The organism is Streptomyces sp. NBC_01428 (assembly GCF_036231965.1).
Taxonomy (GTDB): domain Bacteria; phylum Actinomycetota; class Actinomycetes; order Streptomycetales; family Streptomycetaceae; genus Streptomyces.
In genome coordinates, this window is sequence record NZ_CP109499.1 from 7139103 (window position 1) to 7159356 (window position 20254).

The following is a 20254-nucleotide window of genomic DNA, read 5'->3' on the forward strand; positions in this document are numbered from 1 at the left end:
GGCGAGATCATTAACTAGCGGTGCTAGTTATCACCCCCGCCGGAGGCTGTCGTATGTCCGCGTCCTCGAAGCTCCCGCCCCTCGACCCCGCCGATCTGCTCGGGATCGACGACCTGCTGGACGCGGAGGACCTCGCGATCCGCGACACCGTGCGGACCTGGGCCGCCGACCGGGTGCTGCCGCACGTGGCCGACTGGTACGAGAAGGGCGAGCTGCCCGGCATCAGGGAACTGGCGCGGGAACTGGGCGGACTCGGCGCCCTCGGCATGTCGCTCCAGGGCTACGGGTGCGCGGGCGCCAGCGCCGTGCAGTACGGCCTCGCCTGTCTTGAGCTCGAAGCGGCCGACTCCGGGATCCGCTCGCTCGTCTCGGTGCAGGGCTCCCTCGCCATGTACGCCATCCACCGGTTCGGCAGCGAGGAGCAGAAGCAGGCGTGGCTGCCGGGCATGGCGGCCGGCGAGATCATCGGATGCTTCGGACTCACCGAGCCCGACCACGGCTCCGACCCGGGCTCCATGCGGACGTACGCCAAGCGCGACGGCGGCGACTGGGTGCTGAACGGGCGCAAGATGTGGATCACCAACGGGTCCGTCGCCGGTGTCGCCGTCGTCTGGGCGCAGACCGACGACGGCATCCGCGGATTCGTCGTCCCCACGGACGCCCCCGGCTTCTCCGCTCCCGAGATCAAGCACAAGTGGTCCCTGCGGGCGAGCGTGACCAGCGAACTGGTCCTCGACGACGTACGGCTGCCCGCCGACGCCGTCCTGCCCGAGGTCGTCGGCCTCAAGGGTCCGCTCAGCTGCCTCTCCCACGCCCGCTACGGCATCGTGTGGGGCGCGATGGGCGCGGCGCGCTCAAGCTTCGAGTCCGCCGTCGCCTACGCGAGGACGCGGGAGCAGTTCGGGCGTCCCATCGGCGGTTTCCAGCTCACCCAGGCCAAGCTCGCCGACATGGCCGTCGAGCTCCACAAGGGAATCCTGCTCGCCCATCACCTGGGCCGCCGCATGGACGCGGGGCGGCTCCGCCCCGAGCAGGTCAGTTTCGGCAAGCTCAACAACGTGCGCGAGGCCATCGAGATCTGCCGCACCGCGCGCACGATCCTGGGCGCCAACGGCATCTCCCTGGAGTACCCCGTGATGCGGCACGCCACGAACCTCGAATCGGTGCTCACCTACGAGGGCACCGTCGAGATGCACCAACTCGTGCTGGGCAAGGCGCTCACCGGACTCGACGCCTTCCGGTAGAGACCCGTTCCCGGAACCCCGGTGGGGCAGGGCCGGTGAGCGGCCCTGCCTCAGCTCTGGTTGAAGAACCCGTCGGTCTGACGGCCGGCGGCCTCGCCGCTGACGATCTCCGTGTTGGCCGGGGTCAGCAGGAAGACCCGGGTGGCGACCCGCTCGATGGTGCCGCGCAGGCCGAAGGTCAGGCCGGCCGCGAAGTCCACCACGCGCTTGGCGTCGGTGGGTTCCATGGCCGTGAGGTTGATGATCACCGGGACGCCGTCCCGGAAGAGTTCGCCGATACCGCGTGCGTCCCGGAAGCTGTCCGGGGTGACCGTGCCGATCCGGCGGCCCTTCTCCTCCGCCGTCTCGGAAGCGACCTTCACGCGCGGGTCGGTGACCCAGGCCTCGCCAGGGGTCTCCTGACCCTCGGCGTAGTCGTCGTCGTAGTAACGCTCGTCATCGTTGTCGTCGACGAGGCCAAGCCAGGCACTCGCCTTGCGCACCGATCCCATGGACGCCTCCTCTCACAGCGGTCTTTCGTGCTTCCGCATCCCCATGGTCGTCCATGATGCGGATGTCGCGCCAAGTGGATAGACGCCGCGCGGGGGTTTCGTGACGGTACTGGTGCACAGCGAATCCGTCGAGAGCCCGCGCCCCCCAAGGGTCCTGTGCCGTACGGCTGCTGACTGAGAGTGAAATATGATTTCTCTCGGCGATCGGGTGACGACGGGGCGTACGGGTGAACGGGGTGGTCGATACGATGCCGCAGCCCAACGTCGTACGTGTCACGGGGGAGTGTCGTGTTCGGAATCGTCAGGCCCTGCAGCCATCGTCTCGGTGAGGGGCTCAAGGCGCAGTGGATGGCCCATCTGTGCGGGTTGTGTCTCGCGCTGCGCGGGGACCACGGCCAGTTCGCACGGGTCGTCACCAACTACGACGGCCTGCTCATATCGGTTCTGACGGAGGCTCAGGCCGAGCGCGCCACAGGATGGCGGCGCACCGCCGGCCCCTGTCCGCTGCGCGGCATGCGCACCGCCTCCGTCGCCCAGGGCGAGGGTGCCCGGCTCGCCGCGGCCGTCTCGCTGGTCCTCGCCTCGGCCAAGGTGAGCGATCACGTCGCCGACGGGGACGGCCTCTTGGCGCGCAGGCCGGTGGCGCTCGCCGCTCGCCGGGTCGCGGCGAGCTGGGGGCGGGCCGGAGCACGGACCGGGTCCGACGTCGGGTTCGACACCGCCGTGCTCGTCGACGCGGTGGACCGGCAGACCGGGATCGAGGCGCTGGCCGGCCCCGGCACCTCGCTGCTGACCGTGACGGAACCCACCGAGACGGCCACCGCGGCGGCCTTCGCCCACACCGCCGTCCTCGCCGGGCGCCCCGGCAACGCCGCGCCGCTGGCCGAGGCCGGCCGGCTCTTCGGCCGGCTCGCGCATCTGCTGGACGCCGTGGAGGACAGGGAAACTGACGCCGCGTCGGGTGCCTGGAACCCGCTCACGGCCACCGGCACGCCGCTCACCGAGGCCCGCAGGCTCGCCGACGACGCCCTGCACGGTATACGGCTCGCGCTGCGCGAGGCCGAGTTCACCGACAGCAGGCTCGCCCATGTGCTGCTCGCCCACGAACTGGGCCGCTCTGTGGACCGCGCGTTCGGGACGTCGGGATGCGGGCACCCCGCGGACGGCTCGCACGGGTCGGGTGATCTTCACGATGTCCCCGGTACCCCCGGAGTTCCGGGTTCACTCGGATCGGCTGTCCTGCTCGGTCCCGAGGGCGCCTTCGGGCCGCCGCCGCACCACGGCGGCACCCCGTACGTCGGTGGCGGCAACCCCTTCGGCGGAGGTCCTTCCGTCCAGCCCCCGAACCCCGGCAAGCGCGGATTCTGGGCGGGCTGCGCCGCTGCCGTCGGGCTGTGCTGCACCTGCAAGGTGTGCTGCGCCGACGAGTTCGAGGGCCCCTGGTCGCGCAAGAAGCGCGAAGGATGCCTGAACGACTGCGACTGCGACTGCGGTTGCTGCGAGGCGTGCCAGTGCTGTGAATGCTGCGAGTGCTGCTCGTGCTGTGACTGCGGGCTCTGAACCCTGTCGCCGAACGGGGTGCCGGCGCGGCGCACGGCCCGAAGTCGGGCCGTGCGCCGCGCCGTCGTCGTCCTGGCCCGGAACGGGGCGTGACGCCGTTCCGTGGTGCGCGGTGAGGGGAGGGGAGGGGTGCGCGTGTGAAGGCGGGGAGTGAGGAAACGCTGCGAAACGCCGGCAGGTGCGGCGGGCGACCGTCCGGGACGGGCGCTCAGGCGGTCAGCTCAACAGGAAGAGGACCACACGCGACCGAAGTCGATGTGGGAGCGCTTGACCAGCCACTGCTGTGGATGCATGGGCCAAGTGGAACAGGCATCCGGGGGCACGTCAACCGATGTGAGACGGACCGCTCACAGTACGGACACCCTTGACACGGAGGGGAAACGCCGCCGTACTCTCGTGCCACGGCCCTGCTGAGGGGCTCGGCCGTGCGGCGCCCCAGGGCGTCCGGCGTGACCTGTGTGAAGGCACCCGTGCTCGACTCGACGCATCACGGAGCCTCCGCATGTCCTCCGACACCCCTGCGCACCCCGTTCCCGCACCGGACGAACCGGTGTCCCCGCCCGCCGCCCGGCAGCAGCCCGGCCCCGTCGTGCCGGCGCACGTCCCCGCCGCGCGGGTCCCGATCGCACGGGACCGGGGCGCGCCGACCGCGGGCCGCCCCTCGCTGGTGATCGTGGGAGCCGGGCCGCGCGGGACCGGACTCCTGGAGCGGATCGCCGCCAACGCGCCCGAGCTGTACGCCGGTTCGGTGCTCGACATCCATGTCGTGGACCCGTATCCGGCGGGCGCCGGGCGCATCTGGCGCACCGAGCAGTCGCCGCTGCTGTGGATGAACTCCGAGGCGCAGGACGTCACGATGTTCACCGACGAGACGGTCGACATGGCCGGACCCGTGCTCGAAGGGCCCACGCTGGACACCTGGGCCGGCCTCGACGGGCGGACGTTCGCCGGCCGGCCGCAGCAGGGCGCCTATCTCCGGTGGGTGTACGAGCGGGCGGTGGCCGCCCTGCCGCCGGGCATCCGGGTGCACCGGCACGCGTGCCGTGCGGTGCGGGTGAGCGGATCCCGCGACGGCCGGCAACAGGTCTGGCTGGAAGGCAGGGCCCGCCCGCTCCTCACCGACACCGTCGCCCTGACCCTCGGCCATCTCGACGCCGAACTCGACCCCGAGCAGGTCGCGTTGGCCGCGTACGCACGCGAACACGAACTGGTCCACCTGCCGCCGGACTTCACCGCCGACAGCGACCTGTCCGCCCTCGCGCCCGGCGAGCCCGTCCTGGTCCGCGGTTTCGGACTGGCCTTCGTCGACCTGATGGTGCTGCTCACCGAGGGCCGCGGCGGCCGGTTCGAGGGCGACCGCTACCGGCCGTCCGGACAGGAGCCGATCCTGTACGTCGGCTCCCGGCGCGGCGTCCCCTACCACTCCAAGATCGGCTACGACTGGGAGGGCGAACGGCCGCCCCTGCCACGGTTCTTCGGGCCCGCCGAGGTCGACGCGCTGCTCGCCCGCCCGGACGGCCACGACTTCCGGCGCGACGTGTGGCCGCTGATCGAGAAGGAGCTGGGGTTCGCGCACTACCACCGGCTGTTCGCCGCCCACCCCGAACGCACCCGCACCCCGTGGCCGGACTTCGAGGAGAAGTACGCCGCCGGGACCGGGGAGGAGATCCGGGCGCTGGTCGCGGACGCCGTGCCCGACCCCGCCGACCACCTCGACCTCACCGCGCTCGACCGGCCGCTGGAGGGCGTGCGGCACACCTCGTACGAGGATCTCCAGCGCGGACTGCGGACGTACATCGAAGACGATCTGGAGCGGCGGCACGACGCCTCCCGCAGCCCCGACCTGGCCGTCTTCCTCGGACTCCTCTCGGTCTACGGGCAACTGGTCCGGCTCGGCGACATCGGTCCGTGGTGGCACGGGTTCTTCAGCTACCTGGCCTCGGGACCGCCCGGGCCCCGGCTGCGGCAGATGCTCGCCCTGTCCCGGGCCGGCATCCTGAGGTTCCTCGGCCCGGACATGACCCTCACCGCCGAGGACGGGGTCTTCCGGGCGTCCGGCGCCACCGTGCCCGGCACGGTCGTCGAGGCCCGCGCGCTCGTCGAGGCCCGGCTGCCGCACCCCACCGTCGAGCGCACCCGGGACACCCTGCTGCGCGAGCTGTACACCGACGGAGCCGCCGCGACCCCCGAGGGGCTCCTCGCCGTCGACCCCGCCGACGGACGGATCCTGGACCACGACGGCACCCCGCACCCCAGACGCTTCGCGCTCGGACCGCACACCGACGCCCGGGGCTCCGGTGCCTTCACCCGGCCGCGCACCGGCGGGCCGGCCTTCCGGCAGAACGACGCGACGGCCCGCGCCGCGCTCACGTTCCTGCGGGCACTGTCCTGCCGCATCGCCGCCTGACGGTCCGTGACACGGGCGCGGGACCGGGCCCCACGACGGCGCGGCGGGCCGGCGGCTCCCGTGCCGTGCGCCCGCGCCGCACGGAATACACGGACACCACGGCGCGCTCGCACCTCGGGTTGGCCGAGTGCGTATGGAAGGGTTGATCACATGACGACGGACGCACCCGAGGACTGGAAGCACTGGCAGGAGCACCGCGAGGCCGCGGTGTCCGCGCCGTACGGACCGCTCTCGCTCACCGCCACCCACTGGGTCGAGGACTATCCGGAAGGGCGACTTCCGGACATCCCCGGTCTGTGGGGTGTGAAGGGCGACGGAGTGGTCCTGACGGCGGTGGCCGAGGAGGGGCTCACCGTCGACGGAAAGCCGTTCACCGGCGAGATCGTGCTGGGCGCCGACCATGGTCCGGCCGACGGGGCACGGGTCGGACACGGCGACCGCCGGTTCGTGGTCCTGGTGCGCGAGGAGCTGTGGGGCGTACGCCGCTACGACCCCGACGCCCCCGCCCGGAAGGCCTTCGCCGGCATCGAGGCGACCCCCTACGACGAACGCTGGTCGGTGCCGGGACACTTCACCCCGTACGGCGAGAGCCGCACCGTCCGGGTCGAGAACGCCGACGGAGTCGCCCGCGGACTCCCCATCGGCGGCATCCTCGCCTTCACCCTCGACGGGCAGGACCTCACCCTCCAGGTGTCGGTCGAGAGCGACGGCTCCCTGTGGGCCGTCTTCTCCGACGCCACCAGCGGGGACGGCAGTTACCGCTTCCGGTTCCTGCGCCCGGCGGCGCCCGACGCCGAGGGGCGCACGACGGTGGACTTCAACCGCACCGTGCTTCCACCGTGCGCGTTCGCGGACCATTTCGTCTGCCCCTTCCCGCCGCCCGGAAATACCCTGGGCGTGGCCGTCGCCGCGGGGGAGCGCCGGCTGGGCTGAGGTCCCCGGGACTCCCGAAGCCGCGTGGGGATGCCGGGGTCTGCGGTGCCCTGTCGATCAACCTCCCTGGGGCGTACGCAAGTTGAACGCGGCACGGCCGAAAGGCGCCCTTGCGGCTGTCGGCCGTGCCGCCGAATACTCCCCCTCAGCGCTTGTCAGGAGCACGGCTTGTCCGGAATCCGGACGGGCGGCTCCCGGCTGCGCCTCACGGGCCCCACCACCCCACTAAACGGGGGCCCCTTACTTCCCTTCGGAGGAACGAAACGTGAGGATCAAGCGCACCACCCCCCGCAGTGGCATAGCGAGACGGAGTCGGCTGATCGCCGTCACCACCGGACTCGTCGCCGCGGCAGCGTTCGCGGTCCCCAGCGCGAACGCGTCCGACGCCCAGACGTTCAGCTCCAACCAGCTGAGCAGTGCCAAGGAGTCGGTCCTCAAGTCCGACGTCGCGGGCACCGCCTGGGCGGTCGACGCCAAGACGAACCGCGTGGTCGTCACCGTCGACAGCACGGTCTCGAAGGCGGAGATCGCGAAGATCAAGGAGCAGGCGGGCGGCAACGCCGGCGCCCTCACCATCAAGCACACCCCGGGCACCTTCAAGAAGCTGATCTCCGGCGGCGACGCCATCTACGGCGGCGGCTACCGCTGTTCGCTCGGCTTCAACGTGCACAGCGGAAGCACCTACTACTTCCTGACCGCCGGTCACTGTGGTGAGGTCGCCTCCACCTGGTACTCCAACTCGGGCCAGACCACGAAGCTGGGCACGAACGTCAGCTACAGCTTCCCGACCAACGACTTCGCGCTGGTCCGCTACACCAACACCTCGGTCGCGCACCCCAGCGCGGTCGGCAGCCAGACGATCAGCAGTGCGGCCACGCCCAGCGTGGGCACCACGGTCTACCGGCGCGGCTCGACCACCGGCACGCACAGCGGCCGGGTCACCGCCCTGAACGCCACCGTCAACTACGGCAGTGGTGACGTCGTCTACGGCATGATCCAGACCACGGTCTGCGCCGAGGGCGGCGACAGCGGCGGTCCGCTGTACGGCGGCAGCGTCGCCTACGGTCTGACCTCCGGCGGCAGCGGCAACTGCAGCTCCGGCGGGACGACCTTCTTCCAGCCGGTCACCGAAGCGCTGAGCTACTACGGCGTGAGCGTCGGCTGACCACCGCCCGACCGATGGACCGGCCCCTCGATCGACTCGTCGCCTGACGGAACCGGCACCCCCCACACCGCTTCCGCACGACAGAACGACCGCGCTCCGCACGGCGGAGCCACCGGCACAAGAGCGAGCCCCCGTACGCAACCGGCGTGCGGGGGCTCGCCCTTGTTCCGTCGGCGGAGTTACCTTCGAAGCACACGCTGTGCACACGCCTGCTGCGCCCACGTCGGACCCTGGGGGGCCGTGATGGTCGAGGAACTGGTGGCGGCGGGAGTCTCCGTCGCGTCCGTGGGGCTGGTCTATGTGATGACCGGAGCCCGCGTCGTCAAACAGTACGAACGGGGCGTGGTGCTGCGGCTCGGCCGGCTGCGTCCTGAAGTGCGCGGTCCCGGGTTCACGATGATCGTTCCGTTCGTGGACCGGCTCCGGAAGGTCAACATCCAGATCGTGACGCTGCCGATCCCGGCTCAGGAGGGCATCACCCGCGACAACGTGACGGTCCGGGTGGACGCCGTCGTCTATTTCAAGGTCGTCGAGGCGGCCGACGCGATCATCCAGGTCGAGGACTACCGTTTCGCGGTCTCGCAGATGGCGCAGACCTCCCTGCGCTCGATCATCGGCAAGAGCGACCTGGACGATCTGCTGTCCAACCGCGAAAAGCTGAACCAGGGCCTGGAGTTGATGATCGACAGCCCGGCGATCGGCTGGGGCGTGCAGATCGACCGTGTCGAGATCAAGGACGTGTCGTTGCCCGAGACGATGAAGCGCTCCATGGCCCGGCAGGCCGAGGCCGACCGTGAGCGGCGGGCCCGGGTCATCAACGCCGACGCCGAGTTGCAGGCCTCGAAGAAGCTCGCGCAGGCCGCCGAGGTGATGTCGGAACAGCCGGCCGCCCTCCAACTGAGGCTGCTGCAGACCGTGGTGGCCGTCGCCGCCGAGAAGAACTCCACCCTCGTGCTGCCCTTCCCCGTCGAGCTGCTCCGCTTCCTGGAGCGGGCTCAGCAGGGCGGACCTCCCCAGCAGCCGGTCCGGGCACAGGAGTCCGCGCCCCAGCGGTCCGCGCGGCCGGACGAGCCCCGGCAGGTGGGCGAGTCCGGAGAACCGGCCGCGCCGCAACAGGCCCCCGCGGCACCGTGGTCGGCGGTGCCCGAGCAGTCCGCGGACGTGCGGGAGCCGGTCGCTCCGCCCTCGAACGAGCCTCCCGCGGGGTCGAAAACAAGACAGGACTAGTCCTCACAGGCTGCGTCGTCTTGATCCGCGGAGAGTGTTTGCAGGGGGAATCGACACGCCGTGACCATGGGTGGTCACGGCGTGGGAGGGGTACGGCGGTTGTCGTCCACGCGTCCTGAAGTCGACCTTGTGGGTCCCCTGTGCGTCTCGGAATAGTGGGCCGCGAACAACTGGCATGGACGCGTCGAAACGAGCATTTCTGTCGTTCCGCGGGTTCATGTCCGTACGCCTTCCGGTCCTGGAGGTCCCCACAACCTCCCGGTCCGACCCCCCACAGGAGGACGTGAGTTGAAGCACCGACGCATATCCCGGCGCCGTGCCGTCATGGCGGGCGCGGGCATCGCCGCACTCGTCACCGCCGGCGTCACCTTCCAGACTGCGAACGCGAGTGAGGTCCCCACGGCCTCGACGCCGCACACCCTCTCCGCGCTCGCGGCCGGAAAGCTCGCCTCGACCCTGGGCAAGGACCTGGGTGCCGACGCGGCGGGAACGTACTACGACGCGAAGTCGAAGCACCTCGTCGTCAACGTGCTGGACGCGAGCGCGGCGGACGCCGTCACCGCGGCCGGCGCCAAGGCCAGAATCGTCGAGAACTCCCTCGCCGAACTGAAGGGCGCCCGCACGACGCTCAAGAAGGACGCGACCATCCCCGGCACGTCCTGGGCGACCGACCCGGCGAGCAACAAGGTCGTCGTCACCGCGGACCGCACGGTCTCCAAGGCCGAGTGGGTCCAGCTCGCCAAGGTCACCGACGGGCTCGGCAACGCGGTGGAACTCCAGCGCACGAAGGGGGAGTTCAAGCCCTTCATCGCCGGCGGTGACGCCATCAGCGGTTCCGGCGGGCGCTGCTCGCTCGGCTTCAACGTGGTCAAGGGCGGCCAGCCGTACTTCATCACGGCCGGGCACTGCACCGAGGCCATCTCCACCTGGTCGGACGCCGGCGGCAACGAGATCGGCACGAACGAGCAGTCCAGCTTCCCGGACAACGACTTCGGTCTGGTCAAGTACACCGGGAGCACGGAGCACCCGAGCGAGGTCGACCTCTACAACGGTTCCTCGCAGCCCATCACCAAGGCCGCCGAGGCGACCGTCGGCGAGAAGGTGACCCGCAGCGGTTCGACGACCCAGGTGCACAGCGGCACGGTCACCGGCCTCGACGCCACCGTGAACTACGGCAACGGCGACGTCGTCAACGGGCTCATCCAGACCGACGTCTGCGCCGAGCCCGGCGACAGTGGCGGTTCGCTCTTCGACGGCGACTCCGCGATCGGTCTCACCTCCGGCGGCAGCGGCGACTGCACCGCGGGCGGCGAGACCTTCTTCCAGCCGGTCACCGAGGCGCTCTCCGCCTTCGGTGCCCAGATCGGCTGACGGCCTCCCCGGTCCGACGGAGCCCCGCTCCCGCGCACCCGCGCGGGAGCGGGGCTCCCGGCGTTCCCGACGCGGTCGCGGTCGCGGTCTCCGGCTACGAGGGTTCCGCGGCGGTGGCCCCTGCCGGGGCGCTGGTGCGGAACGCGGCGGCGAGCAGCGTCACGGCGCTGCCCGCCACCGCCCACGCCGAGAGCACCAGCAGGGAGCCGGTCATGTCGTTGCCCTTGAAGTACGCGATCGAACGGGCCGACCAGGTGCCCGCCCCCGGCGGCAGGGCCGGGCCGATCGCCTTCCAGAAGGGCGGCAGCATCGGCAGCGGGAAGGCGCCGCCCGCGCTCGGGTTGCCCGCGATCACCACCAGCAGGATCGCCAGACCGATGCCGACGACCCCGAACAGGCCCTGCAGGCCGAGGGTGGCGGCGCCCACCGCGAAGGTGATGAGGGCGCCGAGCCCCCAGAAGGCGCAGACGGGTCCGGGCAGGGCGCCGAGGATCGGGCCCACGATCACCGCGCCGCCGAGACCGCCGACGATCGCGACGAGGGCCATCACCAGGAGCCGGATCATTGCGCGCCGCAGGTTGGCGGGCCGGGCCCCCGCGCTGATCGCGAGGATCGAGGCGCAGAGGTAGCCGCCCACGCACCAGCCGACGACCAGATAGAAGGACGAGAGGCCGTCGAAGTCGTGGGTGGAGGCCCGGGCCACGTCGACGGTCCGCACGGTGCGCTGTTCGGTCGCCTCCAGGGTGGTGACCAGTTTCTCCAGGGTGGTGGCGAGGACGGTGCCGCCGCCGGAGGCGACCAGCAGCGTGTCCTTGGCGCCCCGGGGATCGATGATCAGGGCGCCGTCGATCTCCCGGTTCAGGATCTGCTCGCGTGCGGCGGCCGCGTCGGAGACCGTCCTCGGGTCCAGCGGCTCGCCCTTGATCCCATCCAGCCGGGTCACCGTCCGCTGGGCCACCGCCTGCGGGGCCACCACGCCGAACGGGACGTCCTTCGGCTTCGGATCATGGAGCGCGCCCACGTAGGAGGCGATGAAGAGCAGCTGGAGCGCGATCACGCCGATGACGAGGAGCGTGGCCCGGGGGGTGACGGCGTCCTTCGCCTCGGTCAGGAAGGACGGGCGCGGGGCGGTGTCACCGGCTGTCTGCGTCATGCCCCCACGGTCCGAGCCGGTCGGTGTTCGCGCAGGTGGGGAGGGTCCGAACGGATGTCGTACAAGAGTTCGAAAATTGGTCTATGGTGGAGACGGGGCGGTTGGGAACTAGTGTTCGAAAGTCCGCAGGGACTCACAGGTCGGGAGGTGTGCGTGCCGGGATTCACGCATCTGCACACCTCCTCCGGATTCTCCCTGCGATACGGCGCCTCGCACCCGGAGCGGCTCGCCGAGCGCGCCTCCGAGCGGGGCATGGACGCCCTCGCGCTCACCGACCGGGACGGTCTCGCGGGCTCCGTCCGGTTCGCCAAGGCCTGCGCGAAGGCGGGCGTCCGTCCGCTGTTCGGCGTGGACCTGGCGGTCGGGGAGCCCGTGCGCACGGAGCGGCGGCGGACCCCGGTGCGCGGTGGCGCCTTCATCGACGAGTCGGCGGCCCGCGTGACCTTTCTCGCCCGGGACGGCGCCGCCGGCTGGGCCGACCTCTGCAGGATCGTCACGGCGACCCATGCCGACGCCCGGCGGAGCGGCCCTCCCCTGCTGCCCTGGCCGGACAACCACGGCGACGGCCTGACCGTGCTGCTCGGCCCCTCCTCCGACGTCGGCCGCGCACTCGCCGCGGGCCGCCCCGACCGCGCCGCCGAACTGCTCGTTCCCTGGCGGGAGATCTACGGCGACGCCCTGCGGCTGGAAGCCGTCTGGCACGGCCGCCAGGGCACCGGCCCCGGCTCCCTGCGCCTCGCCGCCCGCACGGTCGGCTTCGCCGCCGAACAGCGGGTGCGCCCCGTGCTCAGCAACGCCGTCCGCTACGCCGACCCCGGCCTCGGACCGGTCGCCGACGTGCTGGACGCCGCCCGCCGGCTCGTCCCCGTCGACCCCCGGCGCGAGCTGGACTCCGGCGAGGCCTGGCTCAAGGACGGGGCCGCCATGCTGGGCGCCGCCGAACGGATCGTCGAGGCGGCCGGTTTCCGCCGCGACACCGCGCACCGGCTGCTCGAACAGACGGCGGACACCGCCGCGGCCTGCCGTGTCGACCCCGAGGACGACCTCGGCATCGGCAGCGTCCACTTCCCGGAACCGCGTCTCGTCGGCGCGGACCGCCGCACCGCCCAGCGCGTCCTGGCCTCCCGGGCGGCGGCCGGCATGGTGCTGCGCGGCTACGCGGGCCGGCACGCCTACTGGGAGCGGATGCACCACGAGCTGGACATCATCGCCCACCACAACTTCGCCTCCTACTTCCTGACGGTGGCTCAGGTCGTCGACGACGTACGGGACATGGGCATCCGGGTCGCCGCGCGCGGGTCCGGGGCCGGCTCCCTGGTCAACCACCTCCTCGGCATCGCCCACGCCGATCCCGTCGAGCACGGGCTGCTCATGGAGCGCTTCCTGTCCAAGCGCCGCCCGGTGCTGCCCGACATCGACATCGACGTGGAGTCCGCGCGCCGGCTGGAGGTGTACCGCGCGATCATCGGCCGGTTCGGCACCGAGCGGGTCGCGACCGTCTCCATGCCCGAGACCTACCGGGTCCGGCACGCCGTCCGTGACGTGGGCGCCGCCCTCTCCCTGGACCCGGCCGAGATCGACCGGATCGCCAAGGCCTTCCCGCACGTCCGGGCCCGCGACGCCCGCGCCGCCATGGCCGAACTCCCCGAACTGCGCGAACTGGCGGCGGAGAAGGACCGGTACGGCAGGCTGTGGGACCTGGTCGAGTCCCTCGACGCCCTCCCGCGCGGCATCGCCATGCACCCGTGCGGGGTGCTCCTCTCCGACGCCTCGCTGCTCGCCCGTACGCCGGTGATGCCGACCAGCGGCGAGGGCCTGCCCATGTCGCAGTTCGACAAGGAGGACGTCGAGGACCTCGGGCTGCTCAAGCTCGACGTGCTGGGCGTGCGGATGCAGTCCGCGATGGCGCACGCGGTGGCCGAGGTGGAGCGGGCGACGGGGGAGCGGCCGGACATCGACGCGGCGCCGCCGGGCGACCCGGCGACGTACCGGCTCGTGCAGTCCACCGAGACCCTGGGGTGCTTCCAGATCGAGTCGCCTGGCCAGCGGGACCTGGTCGGACGCCTGCAGCCCGAGACCTTCCACGACCTCGTCGTCGACATCTCGCTCTTCCGGCCGGGGCCGGTCGCCGCCGACATGGTCCGGCCGTTCATCGAGGCCCGGCACGGCAGGGCGCCGATCCGCTACCCGCACAAGGACCTGGAGAGGCCGCTGAAGGAGACGTACGGAGTCGTCGTCTTCCACGAGCAGATCATCGACATCGTCGACATCATGACCGGCTGCGGACGTGACGAGGCGGACCGGGTGCGCCGGGGGCTCTCCGACCCCGAGTCGCAGGGGCGGATCCGGTTCTGGTTCGCCCAGCACGCGACCGCGAAGGGGTACGACGCCGAGACCGTCGCGCGCACCTGGGAGATCATCGAGGCCTTCGGCTCGTACGGCTTCTGCAAGGCGCACGCGGTCGCGTTCGCCGTCCCGACGTACCAGTCGGCGTGGCTGAAGGCCCATCACCCGGCCGCCTTCTACGCCGGGTTGCTCACGCACGACCCCGGGATGTACCCGAAGCGGCTGCTGCTGGCGGACGCGCGGCGGCGCGGGGTGCCGATCCTGCCGTTGGACGTGAACCGGTCGGCGGTCGCTCATCGTATCGAACTGGTGTCTGAATCGAGCGAGTCGGGCTCGGCCTCCGGCTCAGGCTCCGCGGGCTCCGGGGCCGGCACGGACGCGGACACGGACGCGGATACACATTTGGTCGGCTCCGGCTCCGGCTCCGGCTCGGTCCCGGCCGGCCGCGGCCCGGGTTCCGGCGCCGCCGGTCGCTGGGGCGTCCGGCTGGCGCTCTCCGACGTGCACGGCATCAGCGAGGCCGAGGGCGCGCGGATCGCGGACGGGCAGCCGTACGCCTCGCTGCTCGACTTCTGGGAACGGGCCCGGCCGAGCCGGCCGCTCGCCCAGCGGCTCGCCCAGGTCGGCGCGCTGGACGCGTTCGGCGCCAACCGCCGTGACCTGCAACTGCACCTGGCCGAACTGCAGCGAGGCGCCCGCGGGGTGCGCGGCGGCCAGCTCCCGCTGTCCGGCGGACGGAACACCGCGCCGGCCGGGCTGCCGGACCTGTCCTCGGCGGAGCGGCTGAGCGCCGAACTGGGCGTGCTCTCGATGGACGCCTCCCGCAACCTGATGGACGACCACCGGGCGTTCCTGGGCGAGTTGGGCGTGGTCACGGCCCGTCGGCTGCGCTCGGCGCGACACGGCGAGACGGTGCTGGTGGCCGGCGCCAAGGCGGCCACCCAGACCCCGCCGATCCGCTCCGGCAAGCGGGTCATCTTCAGCACGCTGGACGACGGGACGGGCCTGGTCGACCTCGCCTTCTTCGACGACTCCCACGACGCCTGCGCCCACACCGTCTTCCACTCCTGGCTGCTGCTCGTCCGCGGCGTGGTGCAGCGCCGCGGCCCGCGCAGCCTCAGTGTGGTGGGCGCCGCCGCCTGGAACCTCGCCGAACTGGCCGAACTGCGCGCTGAGGGCGGCCTCGACGTGGTGGCCGCGCGGCTGGCCGAGCCAGCGCCGCGCGCGCCGGAGGAACCGGGGGAGTCCCGGCGGCCGGGAGCGTCCGGCGCGTCCGGTGACGGAGGTCCGGCCGGGGGCCGGACGATCCGGATGTCCACGGGGTACGAGATGCACCCCTGGGCCGATCTGCGCCCCGCGGGCGAAGGGCCCGCGGGAGGAAAGAAGTTGTGGCACCAGAGTCCGGGGAGTGCGGGATGACCATCCTCTGCGTACGTTTCCAGCTGCCTCCGACGCGCGAGGCGGAGTTTCCCCAACTCCTCGGATTACTGGAGGAGTTCACGCCCGTCATCGAGGCGCTGCCACCCGACGGGGCACTGCTCGACGTGCGAGGTGCCGAGCGGTACTTCGGCCGTGGCCCCGCCGGGTTCGCCTCGCTGATCCGGCTCCGCGCCCTCGCCCTGCACGGCGTCGACTGCGTGATCGGCGCCGGTCCCGGACCGATGCTCGCCCGGATGGCGCTGCGCGACGCCGTCCCCGGAACGCCCCGGGTGGTGCTCGCGGACCCGGACGCCGTCACGGAGTTCCTCGCCGAGCGTCCCGTCGGCGCGCTGCCCGGCGTCGGCGCCGCCACCGCGCGCACCCTGGGCGAGTACGGCCTCGACACCCTTGGCAAGGTCGCGGCCGCACCCCTGTCCACGCTCCAGCGCCTCACCGGCGCCCGGGCCGGCCGCGACCTGCACGAGAGGGCCTCCGGGGTCGACCGCGGCCGGGTCGTGCCGAACGCCACCTCCCGCTCCCTCGCCACCGAACGGCCCTTCCAGCGGGACGAGTTGGACCCCGACCGGCATCGCCGGGCGCTGCTCTCCGCGGCCGAGGAGCTGGGCGCACGGCTGCGCGCCCTGGAGAAGGTCTGCCGCACCCTGACCCTCACCGTGCGCTACGCCGACCGCTCCGCGACCACGCGCAGCCGCACCCTCGGGGAGCCGACCGCGCACTCCTCGACCCTGACCGGCACCGCGTACCGCATGTACGAGATGCTCGGCCTCCAGCGCGCCCGGGTCCGCGCGATCGCGCTGCGCGCCGAGGGGCTCGCGCCCGCCGAGCGGGCCTCCCATCAGCTGACCTTCGACCCGGTGGACGAGAAGGTCCGCCGTATCGAGGAGGTCGCGGACCGGGCGCGGGCGAGGTTCGGCCCGCATGTGATCGGACCCGGGACGCTGGCCGCGTGACGCTGCCGGATGTGACGACCTGAGGCGTGACGAACGACCTGCTACAGGCCCTAGTTGGCCCACGGCGGAGTCAGGACCGAGCCGTCGGCCAGTTCCGCCCGCAGGCCGACGGAGGTGGTGACCCAGGCGGTCGCCGGCTGCCCCGAGGTGTTCTCGATGCCGAGCGCGGTGCCCGCGTTGACGATCACGGTGTCGCCCGCGGTGACCTGCTCGGTCCTGCCGTCGAGCGTGATCAGCAGGTCGCCGGTGAGGAGGTGGAGGATCTCCTCGCGGTCGACGGTGTGCACGGGGGCCCGGAGCCCCGCGGGGAGCTCCGTGCGCCAGGCGCACAGCTCCTTGCTCCCGCTGCGCGGAGCGGCGTGCGAGACGAATCGGCCGCCGTGCATCTCGTGGACGACGGCTTCGGAAGAACGGACGACGGGCACGGGTGCCTCCTGGATCGGTGGATCGGACAGGTGGATCGGATCGGTGGGAATCGGGGGTCGGGTCGAGGTCCGGATCCGGACGGTGCCCGGGACCCGGCGAGGCCGGCCCCGGCCCGTACGGTCGGGCGGACGCGGCACATGGTCAAGCTGCTTGACCATGTGCGCTGTCCTTATAGTCAAGCTGCTTGACTGATTCGTCAAGGGTGTTTCAATGCCTGCGTGCAGAACTCCGAGGCCATGGCCCTGTCCGCCGCCCTGCTCGCCACCGCCGGCGAGCTGACCCGCCGCATCCACGAGGGTGTGGTCTCCCGCGGATTCGACGACGTGCGGCCCGCCCACGGGTTCGCCTTCGCGCGGCTCTCGGCGGACGGGGCGACGGTCACCGATCTCGCCGCGCATCTCGGGGTCACCAAGCAGGCCGCCAGTCAGCTCGTCGACGAGCTGGTCCGCAAGGGGTACGTCGAACGCCGGCCGCACCCGGAGGACGCCCGCGCCCGGCTGATCCTGCTGACCGAGCGGGGGCGGGCGTGCACCCGTGCGGCCGAAGAGGCGGCGGCGGACGCCGTGCGGACGTGGGGCGAACTGCTCGGTGAGGGTGACATGCGCGCGTTGTATACGCGTCTGCTGCGCATCGCGCCCTACGGTCCCATCAGGCCCGCCTGGTGACGGTTTGAAGGACCGTGGCATCCCTCATCGGCTACCACTGAAAGTTTTTACTGACGCGTAACTTCACACGCGTGCTACTCGCTCGTAACTTGACGAGTGAACAGCATCCTCGTGATCCGGATCACAGGGCGTACGCCGTCGCAACTCCCTTGAGCCGCAAGGAGATCACACGATGCTGCCCTGGAACCGAGTGCTCAGACCCCTGGCCGCCCTGCTCCTGGCCGCCGCCGTCGCGGTCGTCCCCGCCGCCACGGCCCAGGCCGCCTCCGCCCCCAGCAGTGGCTGGAACAACTACTCCTGCAAGCCGTCCGCCGCGCATCCCCGCCCCGTCGTCCTCGTCCACGGCACGTTCGGGAACTCCGTGGACAACTGGCTGGCCCTCGCCCCCTACCTGACCAGCCGCGGGTACTGCGTCTTCTCCCTCGACTACGGCCAGCTCCCCGGCGTCCCCCTCTTCAACGGCCTCGGTCCCATCGACAAGTCGGCCGCGCAGCTCCAGATCTTCGTCGACAAGGTGCTCGCCGCGACCGGCGCAGCCAAGGCCGACCTGGTCGGCCACTCGCAGGGCGGCATGATGCCCCGCTACTACCTCAAGTTCCTCGGCGGAGCCGCCAAGGTGAACGCCCTCGTCGGCATCGCCCCCGACAACCACGGCACGACCCTGAGCGGCCTGGCCAACCTGCTTCCGTACTTCCCCGGCGCGGCGGACCTGCTGTCGTCGGCGACTCCCGGACTCGCCGACCAGGTCGCCGGTTCCGCGTTCCTGACCAAACTCAACGCGGGCGGCGACACCGTCCCCGGCGTGCACTACACGGTCATCGCCACCAAGTACGACGAGGTGGTCACGCCGTACACCTCGCAGTTCCTGAGCGGATCCGACGTCCACAACGTCCTGCTGCAGAACCTGTGCGGCCTGGACCTCTCCGAGCACGTGGCCATCGGGATCGTCGACCGGATCGCCTACCACGAGGTGGCGAACGCCCTCGATCCCGCCCACGCCTCCGCCACCACCTGCGCGTCCGTGTTCAGTTGAACACAGCCGGGGGCTGACCGGCCTGAGCCGCCGGTCAGCCCCCGGAGTCCGTGGTCCAGGACACGGCCTAGCGGCCGTGCCGGCCGCCCGGGGTCGCCCGGCGGCGCACCGACGCGAACAGGGTCGCGGCGCCGAGCGCCAGGACGGCGGCACCGCCGACCGCGATGTACGGGGTGGTGGAATCACCGCCGGTCTCGGCGAGGTTCGCGGAGGAACCGGCGGCCTCCGGCTGGTTCGCCGCGGCGTCCGTGGTGGTCTCCGTGTCCTCGGCGACGCCGGCCGCCTTCGCGCTCGCGCTCGCCGTCGGTTCGGCCGACGTACCGGCGTCGCCGTCTCCGTGACCGTGGTGCTCCACCGTCGACTTGTCGCTGCCGTCCGCGATCTGCTCGTCCGAGGGCGCGGAGGCGGTCGGCACCGGAGTGGTCCCGCCGCCCGCTCCGTTGCCGTCACCGCTGCCGCCGAACGCCACGTCGGAACACGAGTAGAAGGCCTCCGGGCTGTCCGAACGCTGCCAGACGGCGTACAGGAGCTGCTTGCCGGAACGCTCCGGGAGGTTGCCGGAGAAGCTGTAGAAGCCGTTCGAGGCGGTCGGGTCGGTCACCGTCGCGACGGGGTGCGCGAGATCGAGGTCGGCCCAGGCCAGCGGCTTGGACGGGTCGTAGCCGGACTTCGTGATGTACACCTTGAACGTGCCCTTGTGCTGCGCCGTCACCCGGTACCTGAAGGTGTACGCCCCGCTGCTCACGCCGGTCGCCGGCCAGTCGGCGCGCGCCAGGTCGAGCCCCTTGAACTCCTCGCTGTCGGCGCTGCACAGCTTGCCGTCCGGGATCAGCGCCTGGTGCTGCCCGTTCGCGTCACCGATGCGGATGCCGTTCCAGTCGTAGAGCGCCTGCGTGCCGCCCGCGGCGACCGCCGCCTTGCAGGCCGCCGACTTCGGGCTCTCCGGACCCTCCGCGTAACACTGGGACACCCGGCTCACCGGGTCCCCCATCGTGCCGTGCGCCGACGCGGGCGCGGCGGCCAGCGCGGACAGGGCGAGCGGGGCGATGCCGACGGCGACGACAGCGGCGGCCTTGCGGCGTGCAGACATGCGGGAACTCCTCGGACGATCCTGATGCGGGGGGCGAGCCCCGCACACCGTTCGTGCGGGGATCCCGTGGGGGTGATCAGAAACTAGCCCCAGGAATCCGTGAAATCGCCTGCTGGGGACGGGTGATGGGGATCCTTATGGCGCCGTTAAGGCGGGGCTAACGGGGGGCTCAGGAAGGGAGCGCGGGCCCGGCTGGGCATCGGTGCGCCGCGGCCTGTGGGTAGCGTGCGGGGTATGACGGAGATGCCCGGGGGATCAGGCGGGTTCCGGGAGCCCGGAGAGCGGCTCGCGGCGTTCGGGGTGCGGCGCGCCGCTGCCGGTGACGTGGCCGTGGTACGGGCCGTGATCGACGCCGCCTTCGAGCCGTACGTCGAGCGCATCGGCGTCGTGCCCGCGCCCATGACGGCCGACCACGAGGCCAATGTGGCGGCGGGCCGGGTGTTCGTCACGGGGGAGCCGGTGACCGGACTCGTGGTCGTCGAGGAGCGGCCGGACCACCTGTACCTCGACATCGTCGCCGTGCGGCCCGACGCCCACGGCAAGGGCATCGGGGGACGACTGCTGCGATTCGTCGACGCACACGCGCGTGCTCGGGGACTGGACGAGGTCAGGCTCTACACCAACGCGATGATGTGGGAGAACCAGAAGATCTACCCGAAGCTCGGGTACGAGGTCGTCGAGCGGCGCGTGGACGGGCCCTACGACCGCGTCCACTACCGCAAGCGCCTCGGCTGACAGGGGCCGCGCGCCGGT

The 20254-nt window shown here is 71.9% G+C and carries 16 protein-coding genes; 12 read left to right on the plus strand and 4 right to left on the minus strand.

What is annotated here, in order from left to right; genetic code table 11:
* Positions 1–53: 53 nt before the first annotated feature.
* The gene (locus OG406_RS30940) at positions 54–1244 is read left to right on the plus strand and encodes an acyl-CoA dehydrogenase family protein (RefSeq protein WP_164372568.1); all 1191 of its coding nucleotides are present in this window, start codon (positions 54–56) and stop codon (positions 1242–1244) included.
* Positions 1245–1294: 50 nt separating this feature from the next.
* Here OG406_RS30940 and OG406_RS30945 read toward each other — a convergent pair whose 3' ends face one another.
* Positions 1295–1735 carry a cell division protein SepF gene (locus OG406_RS30945; RefSeq protein WP_081223594.1) on the minus strand — a complete coding sequence of 147 codons (441 nt, stop codon included), beginning with the start codon at positions 1733–1735 and terminating at the stop codon, positions 1295–1297.
* Between the two features lie 288 nt (positions 1736–2023).
* Between OG406_RS30945 and OG406_RS30950 the strand changes: the two genes are divergently transcribed.
* The 6 genes from OG406_RS30950 to OG406_RS30975 all read left to right on the plus strand — a co-directional run bounded on the left by OG406_RS30950 (position 2024) and on the right by OG406_RS30975 (position 10398).
* A complete protein-coding gene (locus OG406_RS30950; protein ID WP_267050376.1) occupies positions 2024–3295 on the plus strand; it encodes a DUF5685 family protein in 1272 nt (423 codons plus the stop codon).
* Between the two features lie 502 nt (positions 3296–3797).
* Complete coding sequence (locus tag OG406_RS30955; RefSeq protein ID WP_164372567.1) at positions 3798–5702, plus strand: FAD/NAD(P)-binding protein; 1905 nt, start codon at positions 3798–3800, stop codon at positions 5700–5702.
* Positions 5703–5852: 150 nt separating this feature from the next.
* Positions 5853–6635, plus strand: coding sequence for a DUF1684 domain-containing protein (locus OG406_RS30960; RefSeq protein ID WP_164372566.1), 783 nt, complete (start codon positions 5853–5855; stop codon positions 6633–6635).
* Positions 6636–6900: 265 nt separating this feature from the next.
* Entirely contained in the window at positions 6901–7800 is a 900-nt protein-coding gene (locus OG406_RS30965; protein WP_164372565.1) for a S1 family peptidase, read from the plus strand.
* A gap of 243 nt (positions 7801–8043) precedes the next feature.
* Complete coding sequence (locus tag OG406_RS30970; protein WP_266854867.1) at positions 8044–9027, plus strand: slipin family protein; 984 nt, start codon at positions 8044–8046, stop codon at positions 9025–9027.
* Positions 9028–9315: 288 nt separating this feature from the next.
* The gene (locus OG406_RS30975) at positions 9316–10398 is read left to right on the plus strand and encodes a S1 family peptidase (RefSeq protein ID WP_326843509.1); all 1083 of its coding nucleotides are present in this window, start codon (positions 9316–9318) and stop codon (positions 10396–10398) included.
* 94 nt (positions 10399–10492) lie between these two features.
* On the opposite strand, the gene OG406_RS30980 is transcribed toward OG406_RS30975, so the two are convergent.
* Complete coding sequence (locus OG406_RS30980) at positions 10493–11551, minus strand: DUF3533 domain-containing protein (protein WP_329188920.1); 1059 nt, start codon at positions 11549–11551, stop codon at positions 10493–10495.
* 153 nt (positions 11552–11704) lie between these two features.
* Between OG406_RS30980 and OG406_RS30985 the strand changes: the two genes are divergently transcribed.
* The gene (locus OG406_RS30985) at positions 11705–15316 is read left to right on the plus strand and encodes a DNA polymerase III subunit alpha (protein WP_329188922.1); all 3612 of its coding nucleotides are present in this window, start codon (positions 11705–11707) and stop codon (positions 15314–15316) included.
* Positions 15313–16287, plus strand: coding sequence for a DNA polymerase Y family protein (locus OG406_RS30990; protein ID WP_266612473.1), 975 nt, complete (start codon positions 15313–15315; stop codon positions 16285–16287). The genes OG406_RS30985 and OG406_RS30990 overlap by 4 nt, the downstream gene beginning before the upstream one ends.
* Positions 16288–16337: 50 nt before the next feature.
* Here OG406_RS30990 and OG406_RS30995 read toward each other — a convergent pair whose 3' ends face one another.
* Positions 16338–16712 carry a cupin domain-containing protein gene (locus tag OG406_RS30995; RefSeq protein ID WP_329188924.1) on the minus strand — a complete coding sequence of 125 codons (375 nt, stop codon included), beginning with the start codon at positions 16710–16712 and terminating at the stop codon, positions 16338–16340.
* Positions 16713–16931: 219 nt separating this feature from the next.
* Between OG406_RS30995 and OG406_RS31000 the strand changes: the two genes are divergently transcribed.
* Positions 16932–17378 carry a MarR family winged helix-turn-helix transcriptional regulator gene (locus OG406_RS31000; RefSeq protein ID WP_081223584.1) on the plus strand — a complete coding sequence of 149 codons (447 nt, stop codon included), beginning with the start codon at positions 16932–16934 and terminating at the stop codon, positions 17376–17378.
* A 172-nt stretch (positions 17379–17550) separates the two neighbouring features.
* Positions 17551–18411 (plus strand): esterase/lipase family protein, encoded by an 861-nt coding sequence (locus OG406_RS31005; protein ID WP_329188926.1) that lies wholly within the window; start codon positions 17551–17553, stop codon positions 18409–18411.
* A 67-nt stretch (positions 18412–18478) separates the two neighbouring features.
* Here the strand turns inward: OG406_RS31005 and OG406_RS31010 are convergent, their stop codons facing one another.
* Positions 18479–19501, minus strand: coding sequence for a lytic polysaccharide monooxygenase auxiliary activity family 9 protein (locus tag OG406_RS31010; RefSeq protein WP_329188928.1), 1023 nt, complete (start codon positions 19499–19501; stop codon positions 18479–18481).
* A 243-nt stretch (positions 19502–19744) separates the two neighbouring features.
* Here OG406_RS31010 and OG406_RS31015 point away from each other — a divergent pair, with 243 nt between their 5' ends.
* Positions 19745–20236, plus strand: coding sequence for a GNAT family N-acetyltransferase (locus OG406_RS31015; RefSeq protein ID WP_164372610.1), 492 nt, complete (start codon positions 19745–19747; stop codon positions 20234–20236).
* The last annotated feature ends 18 nt before the right edge of the window (positions 20237–20254 follow it).

Excerpts from the sequence above, each read along its gene's own strand:
- OG406_RS30980 (WP_329188920.1), bottom strand. The coding sequence starts at position 11,551 with ATGACGCAGACAGCCGGTGACACCGCCCCGCGCCCGTCCTTCCTGACC.
- OG406_RS30945 (WP_081223594.1), bottom strand. The coding sequence starts at position 1,735 with ATGGGATCGGTGCGCAAGGCGAGTGCCTGGCTTGGCCTCGTCGACGAC.
- OG406_RS30970 (WP_266854867.1), top strand. The coding sequence starts at position 8,044 with ATGGTCGAGGAACTGGTGGCGGCGGGAGTCTCCGTCGCGTCCGTGGGG.
- OG406_RS30960 (WP_164372566.1), top strand. The coding sequence starts at position 5,853 with ATGACGACGGACGCACCCGAGGACTGGAAGCACTGGCAGGAGCACCGC.
- OG406_RS31015 (WP_164372610.1), top strand. The coding sequence starts at position 19,745 with ATGCCCGGGGGATCAGGCGGGTTCCGGGAGCCCGGAGAGCGGCTCGCG.
- OG406_RS30955 (WP_164372567.1), top strand. The coding sequence starts at position 3,798 with ATGTCCTCCGACACCCCTGCGCACCCCGTTCCCGCACCGGACGAACCG.
- OG406_RS31010 (WP_329188928.1), bottom strand. The coding sequence starts at position 19,501 with ATGTCTGCACGCCGCAAGGCCGCCGCTGTCGTCGCCGTCGGCATCGCC.
- OG406_RS31005 (WP_329188926.1), top strand. The coding sequence starts at position 17,551 with ATGCTGCCCTGGAACCGAGTGCTCAGACCCCTGGCCGCCCTGCTCCTG.
- OG406_RS30990 (WP_266612473.1), top strand. The coding sequence starts at position 15,313 with ATGACCATCCTCTGCGTACGTTTCCAGCTGCCTCCGACGCGCGAGGCG.
- OG406_RS30940 (WP_164372568.1), top strand. The coding sequence starts at position 54 with ATGTCCGCGTCCTCGAAGCTCCCGCCCCTCGACCCCGCCGATCTGCTC.